We start from the raw sequence: 12,176 nt of genomic DNA, 5'->3' as shown, positions 1-12,176 counted from the left end.
ACGCCGTGCTGTGATCATGGGTGGGGAACCGACGCCGTCTCCGGGAGGACCGCCCGACGTGCCCGTACCCGCCGACCCGACCGTGCTCCATCCGATGCCCGGACAGCCCCGGGTGGTGCTGCTCCGCCCCCTGGTGACGTCACCGCTGATCGACGTCGGGGAGTACACCTACTACGACGACCCGGACGACGCGACGGAGTTCGAGACGCGGAACGTGCTCTACCACTACGGGCCGGAGAAGCTGGTCATCGGCAGGTTCTGCGCGCTGGGCACGGGGGTGCGGTTCCTCATGAACGGCGCCAACCACCGCATGGACGGCCCTTCCACGTTCCCCTTCCCCACCATGGGCGGCTCCTGGTCCGCGCACGTGGACCTGCTCTCGGGCCTGCCGGAGCGGGGGGACACCGTCGTCGGCAACGACGTCTGGTTCGGCTACGGCTCGACGGTGCTGCCGGGGGTACGGATCGGGCACGGGGCGATCATCGGCGCCGGCTCGGTGGTCACCTCGGACGTGCCCGACTACGGCGTCGTCGGCGGCAATCCGGCCCGCCTCCTGCGCACCCGCTTCGGCGAGGAGGACATCGCCCGGCTGCTGGCGGTGGCCTGGTGGGACTGGCCCGCCGAACACCTCACCGCGCACATCCGGACGGTCATGTCGGGGAGCGTCGCCGACCTGGAAGCCGCCGCGCCGGACTCGCCCGGCGCATGACGACCGCAGATACCCCACAGCTCCGGAAGGCGTGATCCTGGATGTCCCCCCGCCGCGCGCACATCGCCATGATCGGCATTCCCGCCGTCAGCCACGTCCTGCCGGGCCTGGAGATCATCCGCGAACTGGTCTCCCGGGGCCACCGGGTGACGTACGCCAACGATCCCGCCGTCGCCGGCCTGATCGCCCCCACCGGCGCGGAGCCGGTGCCCTGCGCCTCGACGCTCCCGGTCGCCGAGAACAACTGGCCGGACGACCCCATCGGCGCGATGGAGCTCTTCCTGGACGACGCCGTCCAGGCCCTCCCCCGCCTGCGCGCCTTCTACGACGACGATCCCGCCGACCTCTACCTCTACGACATCGGCGCCTACGCGGGCCGTGCCCTCGCCGAGTCCCAGGGGCGTCCCGTCCTGCAGCTCTCCCCCACCCTGGTGGCGTGGGAGGGGTACGAGGAGGAGGTGGCGGCTCAGCTGTGGAAGCTGCCGGGCGCGGACGCCTACCGGGGCAAGTTCACCCGTTGGCTGGCGGAGTGCGGCGCGGCCACCACCGACATGGACGTCTTCTCCGGCCGCCCCGGCCGGGCCCTGGCCCTGATCCCCCGGGCGATGCAGCCGCACGCCGACCGGGTGGACACCGACGCGGTGACCTTCGTCGGTGCGTGCGTGCCCCCGCACGAGAACGGGGACGGCCCGGGCGGGGACGGCCCGGGCACAGGCGCCGGCTGGACGCGCCCCGCCGGTGCCGAGCGCGTCCTGCTGGTCTCCCTCGGGTCGGCGTACACCCGCCGGCCGGAGTTCTACCGCCAGTGCCTGGCGGCCTTCGGCGGCCGGCCCGATCTGCACCTGGTGCTCCAGATCGGGAAGTACACGGACGCGGCGGAGCTGGGCGACATCCCGCCCCACGTGGAGGTGCACTCCTGGGTGCCCCAGCGGGCGATCCTGGAGCAGGCGGACGCCTTCGTCACCCACGCGGGGATGGGCGGCTGCGGCGAGGGCCTGCGGGCGGGCGTCCCCATGATCGCCGTCCCGCAGGGCGCCGAGCAGTTCATGAACGCCGACCGCCTGGTCGAACTGGGCGTGGCCCGCCGCATCGACACCGAGGACGCCACGGCGGAGGCGCTGCGGACCGCCCTGGACGAGCTCCTGGCCGACCCCGACGTGGCCCGCCGCTCGGCACACCTGCGGGCGGAGTCCCGTGCCGAGGGCGGCACCCTGCGGGCCGCCGACCTGGTGGAGGGGATGCTGGGCTGAGCGGGGGTGCCTGGGGACGGCCGGGAATACGTTCTCCTTACCCACCGGTTGAGCTGGTACATGAGCGCCGACGAACCCGCCGAAATCCTCCACTACACCGCCTTCTCCACCGACCCGGAGGGCGGCAACCGCGCCGGTGTCGTGCTGGACGCCTCGGCCCTCGACGAGGCCGGGATGCTGGCCGTCGCCGCCGAACTCGGCTACAGCGAGTCCGCGTTCCTGACGGTGGCCCCCGGGGAGCGGACCTACACCGTCCGCTATTTCAGCCCGAAGGCGGAGGTGCCGTTCTGCGGGCACGCGACGGTCGCCGCCGCGCTCGCGCTGGCGGACCGCGACGGACCCGGTGACCTGGAGTTCCTGACGAAGGCCGGCACGGTCCCGGTCGTGGTGGCGTCACGGGACGGCGCTCTGCGGGCCACCTTGACCAGCGTGGAGCCGCACGTGACGGAGATCGCCCCGGCCGATCTGGCGGAGGCACTGGCCGCGCTCGACTGGCCGGCCGGTGATCTCGACCCGGCGCTGCCGCCGCGCGTCGCGTTCGCCGGAGCCCGCCATCTGGTGGTGGCCGCCGCGACGCGCGAACGCCTCGCGGACCTGAGTTACGACTTCTCCCGGCTCGAATCCCTCATGCGACGACTGGACCTGACGACCCTTCAGCTGGTGTGGCGGGAGTCGGAGCGGGTCTTCCACGCCCGCGACCCGTTCCCGGTGGGTGGGGTGGTGGAGGACCCCGCGACGGGGGCCGCCGCCGCCGCCTTCGGTGCGTACGCGCGTGAGCTGGGCCTCGTCCCGGACGACGCGGTGCTCACGCTCCACCAGGGCATGGACATGGGACGGCCCGGCACCCTCACCGTGGAGCTGCGCCGGGGCGACGCGCGGGTCCGGGTGAGCGGCGCGGGGACCCGTATCGGCTGACCGGCGACGTCCGTCCCCGGCGGCGCGCGTCCCGCGGCCGGGCCCCCGGCCTCCCGTCCGGATCACGCCGGGCCCGCGCGCCCCGGCGCCGCGCCTCGTGGTGTTGCCGTCGGTCGTCGGCACCCACCGGCCCGGCCTCGCCCGATCGGTAGGCGCCCGGTGAACACTTCTCGGCTTCCGTACGACGGTTCGGCGTCGGGCGGCGGAAATCTTGGGCGTACGATCGCGGACACCGAAGCCGAGCACGGGAGTACCGATCTTGTCCGCAACCGCAGCCCTCGCACCACGCATCGGTGTCTCCATCGTCACCATGGGTGACCGCCCGCAGGCGGTGGAGGCCCTCCTCGCATCGGTGGCCATGCAGGACGTACGGCCCACCCGGCTCGTCGTCATCGGCAACGGTACGAAGCTCCCGGACTTCACCGCCTTTCCCGGCCTGGAGGATCTGGAGGGCGGGGTGACCCTGATCGAGAACGAGGAGAACCTCGGCTGCCCCGGCGGCCGGAACGTCGGCCTCGCCCGCCTCGCCGAGCTCGGCGACGTGGACGTGGTGATCGAGCTGGACGACGACGGCCTGCTGGTCGAGAAGAACGTGTTCAGCACGGTGCAGGACCTGTTCACCGCCGACCCCGGCCTCGGCATCGTCGGTTTCCGGATCGCCGACGAGCACGGCGAGACGCAGCGCCGGCACATCCCGCGGTTGCGCGCCTCGGACCCTATGCGGCGCGGGCACGTCACGGCCTTCCTCGGGGGCGCGCACGCCTTCTCGATGAAGATGCTGGCGGGCACGGGTCTCTGGCCGGCCGAATTCTTCTTCACCCACGAGGAGACCGACCTCTCCTGGCGGGCGCTCGACGGCGGCTGGAACATCCTGTACGAGCCCGATCTGCTGCTCCAGCACCCGAAGACCTCGCCCGCCCGCCACGCGGTCTACTACCGGATGACCGCGCGCAACCGGGTGTGGCTCGCCCGCCGCAACCTCCCCGCGCCGCTGATCCCGCTCTACCTCGGCGTATGGACACTGCTCACGCTCGCCAGGACCCGCTCGGCGAAGGGGCTGAAGGCATGGGCGGGCGGGTTCGCCGAGGGCCTGCGCACCCCGTGCGGACCCCGCAACCCGATGCGGTGGCGCACGGTGTGGCGGATGACCCGGCTCGGCCGGCCGCCGCTCGTCTGACCGGCCACTCGGTCCCGTACCCACCCCGTACCGCATCCCCCTCGCACCGCCCCGGAACTCTTCGTTCCGCCCGATCGCCCGGACGCCTCGCGTTCCGGGCGATCGGTGTTTTCCGGGTACGCCGGGAGGTCACCGGGCGCCTGTGAACCACCGCCACAAGAAGGCTTCTTGACAGTCCCCCATGCCACAGACAATGATTCCATTAGTTGACTAGTGGAATTGAGGCGAGGCGTGGAACACCCGAGCACACCGAGCGAGACGCCCGGGCCGTGGGCCCTGGAGGCCCGCGGCCTGGGCAAGCGCTACCGGCGCGGCTGGGCCCTGCGGGACTGCTCCTTCCGGCTCCCGGCCGGCCGGATCTGCGGTCTCGTCGGGCCCAACGGCGCGGGCAAGAGCACCCTGTTGGGCATCGCGTCCCGGCAGGTCGACCCGACCGAGGGCGGGTTGAAGCTCTTCGGCATCCCGGTCGACGACGCGGCGGCCATGCCGCGATTCGCGTTCCTGGGGCAGGACAAGCCGCTCTTCAAGCGGTTCACGGTGGCCGAGACGCTGCGGATGGGCGCCGAACTCAACCCCGGCTGGGACATGGCGGCGGCGGAGCGGATCATCCGCTCGGGCCGGGTCCCGCTGGACGCCCGCGTCGGCACGCTCTCCGGCGGCCAGCGCACCAGGGTCGCCTTCGCGCTCGCCTTCGGCAAGCGCCCCGACCTGCTGCTGCTCGACGAGCCCATGTCGGACCTCGACCCGCTGGCCCGCGACGAGATGAGCACCCTGCTGATGGCCGAGGCCACCGAGCGCGGCACCACGGTGCTGATGTCCTCCCACATGCTGGGCGAACTGGAGGACATGTGCGACTTCCTGCTGGTGGTGTCCGAGGGCCGGCTCAGGATGGCCGGTGACACCGACACGCTCGTCCCCGCCCACTCCCTGGTGACCGGGCTGACTGAGGGTGGCGGGCTGCCGCAGGAGCTGACCCGCCACACCGTGATCGAGTCCCGCGTGCAGGGCCGCCAGTTCCAGGCGCTCGTACGCCCCGACGGGCCGCTCACCGGCGACTGGCAGATCATCGAACCGAGTCTGGAGGAAGTGCTGTTGGCCCACCTCCGCTCGCCGGACGCGCCCGCGCTCCTCACTCCGGGCGCCCGCGTCGACGCCGAAGGGATCACCGCATCATGACCACGACCGCCCCGACCGCCCCCACCACGGGGGCGGGAACCGTCCGGCGCGGCCCGCTGCGCGGACTGACCTGGCTCATGGTGCGTCAGCACCGGGCCACGCTGTACTCCGTGCTGGCCCTGGTGGTCCTCGGCTCGGCCGCGATCCTGTACCTGCGCGCGGGGATGATCGACAAGCTGGACGCGGCCGGCTGGCCCGAGAAGGATCTGCCGGCATCGCTCCAGCTCGGGCAGCGCTACACCTACCTCATGATGGCCCTCGGCTTCCTGCCGGTGCTCCTGGGCGTCTTCGTCGGTGCCCCGCTGATCGCATCCGACCAGGAGCAGGGCACGGCGCAGCTCGTCACCACCCAGTCGGTGGCCCGCCGCCGCTGGCTGATCGCCAAGCTGACGCTGGGGTACACCCTCGCCCTCGTCGCCGGTCTCGTGCTCTCCGCGCTCTTCACCTGGTGGTGGAAGCCGTACCGCTCGGTCTTCCCGGCCACCTGGCTGGAGGCGTCGGTCTTCGACAACACCGGCCCGGTGCTGCCCGCGTTCTGTCTCTTCCTGACGGCGGTCGGCATCACGATCGGTGTCCTGCTGCGCCGGGTGATGCTCTCCATGTCGGTGACGCTCGCCTTCTCGGTGGTCGCCAACGTGGTCTGGGGCCGGTTCCGCAACAGCTTCGGCACCAGCCATCTGCTCACGTACCCGCTGAACGGAGACCTCCCCGCCCGCTACCAGGACGTCCAGCAGCTCGACAACTGGGTCGGCACCGCGGACGGCACGCTCTACGGCTGGGGCACCTGCGCCAAGGCCACCGAGGCGGCGCAGAACGCCTGCATCAAGGAGAAGGGCATCGTCAACAACGTCGTCGAGTACCTCGAATACGACCAGATGAACGCCATGCAGTGGACCGGCGCCGGCATTCTGCTCGCCGCCACGGCCCTGCTGACCGTGTTCGTCGTATGGCGTGTCTCCCGGCGCCCGCTGTGACGGCACGCCCCCCATGTCCGTAAAGTCTCCTCAGTCGAGCGGAAGGTGAAGAGCAGTGGTCGTTTTCCGCATCGACCGGCGCAGCGGCATCGCCACGTACGTGCAGATCGTGCACCAGGTCGAGCAGGCCCTGCGGATGGGCGCCCTCCAGGAGGGGGACAGGCTGCCCACGGCCGCCCAGGTGGCCGCCACCACCAAGGTCAACCCCAACACGACCCTCAAGGCGTACCGGGAACTGGAGCGCCTGGGCTTCGCCGAGGTGCGTCAGGGCGCGGGCACCTTCATCACGCGTAACCTCGCTCAGCCCCAGTCGGGTCCCGACTCGCCGCTCCGCACCTCTCTGGACGCGTGGCTGGTCCAGGCGCGTACCGAGGGGCTGTCGGGGCACGACGTGAAGGCGCTGTTCAGCGCGGCGTACGAGACGGCGTACCCGCAGGAGAGCTGAGGCCGGGCACGGCACCGTCCGGGAAGTGGGGGAGGTGGGGGTAGACCGGCAGGTCGATGTCGCCCGCTTTGGCGAACTGGGCTGCCAGCACCTGCCGCATGGGCCAGCGGTTCATCGACCGCATCGAGGCGGCGCGCATCCGGATGGCGAGCGCGCCGTTCGGTGCGTACCCCGAGACACCGCCGGGTGGGAGTTGCTGCGCCCGGGTGACGTAGGGACGCATGATCCGGTCGTAGTTCCGGAAAGCGTCGAGGTGGCCGGCTCCGGGTGTGGACATCTCGCCCGCGAGCACGTACGCGCCGACGAGGGCGAGGCTCGTCCCCATGCCGGTGAGGGGCGAGGGGGAGTGCCCGGCGTCACCGAGCAGCACCGTCCGTCCGCGCGACGAGCTGTCGAGGCGCACCTGCGCGAGGGAGTCGAAGAAGAAGTCCTCCGAGGTGCGCATCGCCACCAGCAGGCGCGGGACTTCCCACCCCGCACCTTCGAACCGGCGCGCTATCAGCTCTTGTTGGGCGCGGACGTCGTAACGGTCGTACGCGAAGGGCTGCGCGCGGAAGCTGAGCCCGGCCTTGATCTCGCCGGGGAGCCGGCCGGGGCGCGCGGACGCGACGAGCCCGCCGGGTGCGTTGTACATCCGGAACCAGCCGCCGAGGTCCCACTCCTCCCGGGCCGTGAACCAGGCGGTCCAGCAGTTCAGCGGGCGGACGAAGTCGGCCTCAGGGCCGAAGGCGAGCTCCCTGACGGTGGAGTGCGGTCCGTCGGCACCCACGACGACCCCGAAGCGACGCCGGCCGGCCTTCTCGAAGGTGACGGTGACGCCTTCGTCGTCCTGGGCGAGAGCGGTGATGGTGTCGTCGAAGAGGTACTCCGTGCCGCCGGGGACGGTCTCCGTGCCGCCGGGGACGGGCGCGGTGGCGGTGGTGGGCGAGGTGGCGTCGTGGAGGAGGCGGGCGAGGTCGCCACGGAGGATCTCGATCTCGGAGACGATCCCCTCCCCGTCGAAGGCGCCGGTCGGCATCTCTGCGGTGACCCGGTCCCGGGCGTCCACCATGGCGAGGCCGCGCTGGTCGACGGCGGCCGCCCGCGCCCGGTCCATGAGTCCCATGCGGCTGATCACCTCGCGGCCCGCACCCCGCAGATCCACGGTCTGCCCGCCCGGCCGGAGAGCCGGCGCCCGCTCCACGACCGTGACGTCGAGGCCTGCCGAGCGTAGCCAGTACGCGAGGGCCGGACCGGCGATACCGGCTCCGGAGATGAGTACGTCGTTTCTTCTCATGCCCGTGAATGTACGGCGTACGCAGCATTACACGCAACCTCGAAATCGCCCTGAAAGAGTAGCGATCACCATTCCGCGCACTAGTGCACACTGCCCGAGCGCACTACGGTCCGAGGCGTTCTCCCGGAGACCGGCACCGCGCGTCGCAGCGTGGCTGTACAGTGCGAGCCACAGAGGTGCACTAGTACGGAGGCGTCATGGACCGGCAGGTGGAATCGCGGGGAGAACCGCGCGGAGAACCGCGGCGGGCGCTGCCGCAGGACCCGCCGTACCGCCGGATCGCTGCGGTACTGCGGCGACGGATCGAGTCGGGGGAACTCGGCGCGGGTGACCGCATTCCCTCCACCCGGGAGATCGCCCGGCAGTGGGGAGTCGCCATGGCCACCGCGACCAAGGTCATCGCCGAGCTGCGGCACGAGGGGCTGGTACGGCCGGTGCCCGGCGTGGGCACCGTGGTCGAGAGCGCCACCCGGACGCTCCGCCCGGCCCCCGCCGTGGCTGCGGCCGCTCCGCCGGCCCCGAGTACCGCCCGGTCCGCCCCGCGGCCCCCGGTCGTGCGCGGGGGCGCGGGCGCCGGCGCGGCTCCGGACGGGCCCGCCGTCACGCTCGCCCGGGAGCGGATCATCGCCACGGCCATCGCCGTCGCCGACGCGGAGGGGCTGGGCGCGGTCTCGATGCGGCGGGTCGCCCACGAGCTGGGGGCGGCGACCATGTCGCTCTACCGGCACGTGGCCGACAAGGAGGATCTGCTGACGCAGATGATGGACGCCGCCAGCTCCGCATGGCACCCACCCGCCGATCCCCCGGCGGGCTGGCGCGAGCTGCTGGAGCTCGCCGCCCGCCTGCTCTGGGAGAACTTCCGCCGCCATCCGTGGCTCGCTCCGGCGCTGTCGGTGACCCGGCCGCAACTACTGGCCGGAGCCATGCCTTTCACCGAATGGGTGCTTCAGGCGCTGGACGGCCACGGACTGGACGGCCAGACCCACTTCACGATCCACATCACCTTGTTCAATTACGTCCGGGGAACGGCGATCAATATCGAGCCGGAGGCCGTCGCCGAGGAATTCACCGGCCTGACGAGCGACGAGTGGATGGACACGCAGGAAGCGCATCTCCGGGAGGCATTCTCGGCCGGTGCATTCCCTGTGCTGGAGCGCATTGCCGGAGCCGGTTACGACTTCGATCTCGACATGCTTTTCGAGTTCGGCCTGCAACGCCTCCTGGACGGATTCGCCACCCTGGTCGACGGAGCACCCCGCCGCCCCTGATCCACGACCCGGCCGGGCCGGCCGGCGATTCCGGCCCCCGCCCGGCCGCCTCCGCCGATGAGGCCCCCGTCCGCCGCAGCCCGTCCGCCGCCGTCAGTCCGCCGCCGTCAGTCCGCCCGCGCCTCGGGCTCCGGACAGCGGTGGCCTTCACCACGGGCCCGCCCCCTCCGCGTACCGCGCCGGGGCGCCACCGCTCCCGGATAGTCGGGGTCGTCCTCGGCGGTCGGCAGCGCACGGTGCCCCTCCGAGTGGTCGTTGACCCATCCGCAGCCCGCACAGGCGTAGCGCCCGTCCAGGCCGGCGATGAGCGTGCCGCACCGGCGGCACTCGGTGTAGGTGACCTCGGGCGCGGCCATGGGGCCGTCGACGGGCCGGGCTGCGGGCCGCGGGCCCGGCACGACCGTGTCCGTGTCCGTACCGGACGGGGTCTCGGCGGAAGCATCCATGCCGGAAGGCTACGCCGCGCCCGCGCACGCCGGGCCACCTCCACGGGCCGTACCCGGCGGGACCGTATCCGTCGGCCACACATCCACAGGCCCGCCTCCCCCGGACCACATCCGGCGCCCCGGACGGGAGCACAAAAAATACCCCGGACCGAATTGGCGTCCGAGGCACACTCTGCTTAAACTTATCGTTTCCCGCGATTCCGCTGCATCGCAGGAGAAATTCACTGGGCTCAGTCTATATTTTATGGAGTCACATTGTCAAGCGAGGAAATGGTTCGCGAGCAGGAATTCGTCACCCTGCTCCACGAGCGACTCGACGCCCTGCGGGAGGGAGCCGAGGGAGCCGTTCGGGGTTCGCTGGGGCAGCCCGTGCACAGCCGCCAGGCCCGGCTGGAGCGGGACGTCACGGTCACCGAGCAGTCGGACCGCCTCGCCGCGCTGAACGCCGTGGAGGACGGGCTCTGCTTCGGACGCATCGACCTCCGCGACGGCGCGCACCACCACATCGGGCGGCTCGGCATCCGCGACCGGGACGAGGCTCGCACCCCGCTGCTCATCGACTGGCGCGCCCCGGTGGCCCGCCCGTTCTACCTGGCGACCGGGCACACTCCCCTGGGGCTCCGGCGCCGCAGACACCTGACCACGCGCGAACGCCGGGTCACCGCCCTGCACGACGAGATCCTGGATCTGGACGAGACCGCACCCGCGCACCGCACCGGTTTCGAGGACCCCAACGGCGACGCCGTCCTGCTGGCCGCCGTGAACGCCACCCGCACCGGCCGCATGACCGACATCGTGCGGACCATCCAGGCCGAGCAGGACCGCATCATCCGCGCCCCGCACCGGGGCGTCCTCGTGGTGGAAGGGGGGCCCGGCACCGGGAAGACGGCGGTCGCCCTGCACCGTGCCGCGTACCTCCTCTACGCGTACCGCGAGCAGTTGGCCCGTCGTGCGGTGCTGATCGTCGGCCCCAACCCCGCCTTCCTGGGCTACATCGGCAATGTGCTCCCGTCCCTGGGCGAGACCGGCGTGCTGCTCGCGACCCCTGACGAGCTCTTCCCCGGGGTACGGGCCACCGGCACGGACACCCCCCGGGCGGCGACCGTCAAGGGCGACGCCCGGATGGCCGGGGTCCTGCGCGAGGCGGTCGCCGACCGGCAGCGGCTGCCCGCCGGCCCGGTCGGGATCGCCCACGAGCGGGACACCCTGTTCCTCGGCCCCGACACGGTCCGTCGCGTCAGGGCGGAGGCCAGGAACACCGGACTGCCGCACAACCTCGCCCGCCGCCCGTTCACCGCCGGGATCATCGACGCGCTGACCCGGCAGCTCGCCGACAGCATCGGGGCCGATCCGTTCGGCGGCCCCCATCTGCTCGACCCCTCCGACGTCGAGCAGTTGCGCGAGGAGGTGGCGGCCAACCCGGAGGTGCGCGCGGCGATCGACGGCCTCTGGCCCCGCCTGACCCCCGAGCAGTTCCTCGCCGAGTACCTCGCGGCGCCCACCGGCCTCCCGGTCGTCGACGCGGAGTCGATCCGCCGCGACGACACGGACCCCACCGGTCTGACGGACCGCACGGAGTGGACCACCGCCGACATTCCCCTGCTCGACGAGGCCGCCGAGCTTCTCGGCGAGGACGACAGCGCCCTGCGGGCGGCCGAGGAGGCGGAGCGCCGGCAGCGGATCGCGTACGCCCAGGGGGTCCTGGACCTCTCCGTCGGCTCCCGCTCCACCGATTTCGAGGACGAGGACGACGCGGAGATCCTCTCCGCGCACGACATCATCGACGCCGAACGCTTCGCCGAGCGGCAGGAGGAGGCGGATCACCGCAGTGCCGCCGAGCGCGCCGCCGCGGACCGGACCTGGGCCTTCGGGCACATCATCGTCGACGAGGCGCAGGAACTCTCCGCCATGTCCTGGAGGTTGCTGATGCGACGCTCTCCGACCCGCTCCATGACGCTGGTCGGGGATCCGGCGCAGACGGGTTCGCCGGCCGGGGCCGACTCCTGGGCCGGCATCCTCGGCCCGTACGTGGGCGACCGTTGGGAGCACACCCGCCTGGACGTCAACTACCGTACGCCGAAGGAGATCATGGAGGCGGCCGCCGAGGTGCGGCGGGAGACCGATCCCTCCTTCGAGCCGCCCCGCTCGGTGCGCTCCACCGGTGTCGCGCCGTGGACCCTGGCGGTGGAACCGGAGAAGCTGGTACGCGTGGCGGCCGAGGCCGTCGCCCGCGAGGCCCTGGGCGGGGGGAAACTCGCGGTGATCGCGCCGCCGGAACTCCACGCCGAGCTGGCCGAGGCGCTGCCCGCCGCGTCGTGGGGTGCCGACCCGGACCTGTCGGCGCCGGTGGTGATCCTGGACGCGCGGCAGTCCAAGGGCCTGGAGTTCGACTCGGTGGTCGTCGTGGCGCCGGAACGGATCAGGACCGGCTCTCCGCGCGGGGTCAACGACCTGTACGTGGCGCTGACGCGCGCGACCCAGCGGCTCGGGCTGATCGGATTCGCCCCCGTGCTCCCGGACGAGGCGGCGTGACCGCGGTC

The 12,176-nt window shown here is 72.2% G+C and carries 11 protein-coding genes; 9 read left to right on the top strand and 2 right to left on the bottom strand.

The window, feature by feature from the left end:
• The first annotated feature begins 58 nt into the window (after positions 1-58).
• From ACFYPN_RS00880 to ACFYPN_RS00850, 7 genes are all read left to right on the top strand, one after another.
• The gene (locus ACFYPN_RS00880) at positions 59-709 is read left to right on the top strand and encodes a CatB-related O-acetyltransferase (RefSeq protein WP_389296352.1); all 651 of its coding nucleotides are present in this window, start codon (positions 59-61) and stop codon (positions 707-709) included.
• Positions 710-750: 41 nt separating this feature from the next.
• Positions 751-1,959 carry a macrolide family glycosyltransferase gene (locus tag ACFYPN_RS00875; RefSeq protein ID WP_389296351.1) on the top strand — a complete coding sequence of 403 codons (1,209 nt, stop codon included), beginning with the start codon at positions 751-753 and terminating at the stop codon, positions 1,957-1,959.
• A gap of 60 nt (positions 1,960-2,019) precedes the next feature.
• Positions 2,020-2,874 carry a PhzF family phenazine biosynthesis isomerase gene (locus ACFYPN_RS00870; protein WP_389296350.1) on the top strand — a complete coding sequence of 285 codons (855 nt, stop codon included), beginning with the start codon at positions 2,020-2,022 and terminating at the stop codon, positions 2,872-2,874.
• 259 nt (positions 2,875-3,133) lie between these two features.
• Positions 3,134-4,051: a glycosyltransferase family 2 protein gene (locus ACFYPN_RS00865; protein ID WP_389296349.1), complete on the top strand. Its 918-nt coding sequence runs from the start codon at positions 3,134-3,136 to the stop codon at positions 4,049-4,051.
• A gap of 231 nt (positions 4,052-4,282) precedes the next feature.
• On the top strand, positions 4,283-5,227 hold the full coding sequence (locus tag ACFYPN_RS00860) for an ABC transporter ATP-binding protein (protein ID WP_389296348.1): 945 nt from the start codon (positions 4,283-4,285) through the stop codon (positions 5,225-5,227).
• Complete coding sequence (locus tag ACFYPN_RS00855) at positions 5,224-6,201, top strand: ABC transporter permease subunit (RefSeq protein WP_389296347.1); 978 nt, start codon at positions 5,224-5,226, stop codon at positions 6,199-6,201. The genes ACFYPN_RS00860 and ACFYPN_RS00855 overlap by 4 nt, the downstream gene beginning before the upstream one ends.
• Before the next feature lie 55 nt (positions 6,202-6,256).
• Complete coding sequence (locus tag ACFYPN_RS00850) at positions 6,257-6,646, top strand: GntR family transcriptional regulator (RefSeq protein ID WP_389296346.1); 390 nt, start codon at positions 6,257-6,259, stop codon at positions 6,644-6,646.
• Here the strand turns inward: ACFYPN_RS00850 and ACFYPN_RS00845 are convergent.
• On the bottom strand, positions 6,606-7,922 hold the full coding sequence (locus tag ACFYPN_RS00845; RefSeq protein ID WP_389296345.1) for an FAD-dependent monooxygenase: 1,317 nt from the start codon (positions 7,920-7,922) through the stop codon (positions 6,606-6,608). The genes ACFYPN_RS00850 and ACFYPN_RS00845 overlap by 41 nt on opposite strands.
• A gap of 197 nt (positions 7,923-8,119) precedes the next feature.
• Here ACFYPN_RS00845 and ACFYPN_RS00840 point away from each other — a divergent pair, with 197 nt between their 5' ends.
• Positions 8,120-9,190 (top strand): TetR/AcrR family transcriptional regulator C-terminal domain-containing protein, encoded by a 1,071-nt coding sequence (locus ACFYPN_RS00840; RefSeq protein ID WP_389296344.1) that lies wholly within the window; start codon positions 8,120-8,122, stop codon positions 9,188-9,190.
• Positions 9,191-9,297: 107 nt separating this feature from the next.
• Here the strand turns inward: ACFYPN_RS00840 and ACFYPN_RS00835 are convergent, their stop codons facing one another.
• The gene (locus ACFYPN_RS00835; protein ID WP_389296343.1) at positions 9,298-9,636 is read right to left on the bottom strand and encodes a hypothetical protein; all 339 of its coding nucleotides are present in this window, start codon (positions 9,634-9,636) and stop codon (positions 9,298-9,300) included.
• Between the two features lie 270 nt (positions 9,637-9,906).
• Here ACFYPN_RS00835 and ACFYPN_RS00830 point away from each other — a divergent pair, with 270 nt between their 5' ends.
• Positions 9,907-12,168 (top strand): HelD family protein, encoded by a 2,262-nt coding sequence (locus ACFYPN_RS00830; protein ID WP_389296572.1) that lies wholly within the window; start codon positions 9,907-9,909, stop codon positions 12,166-12,168.
• Positions 12,169-12,176: the final 8 nt, after the last annotated feature.

It is taken from the genome of Streptomyces sp. NPDC005576 (assembly GCF_042871745.1).
In the GTDB taxonomy this organism is placed as follows: Bacteria; Actinomycetota; Actinomycetes; order Streptomycetales; family Streptomycetaceae; genus Streptomyces.
Note: the sequence above shows the minus strand (reverse complement) of the source record. Positions and strands in the feature narration are given on the sequence as shown.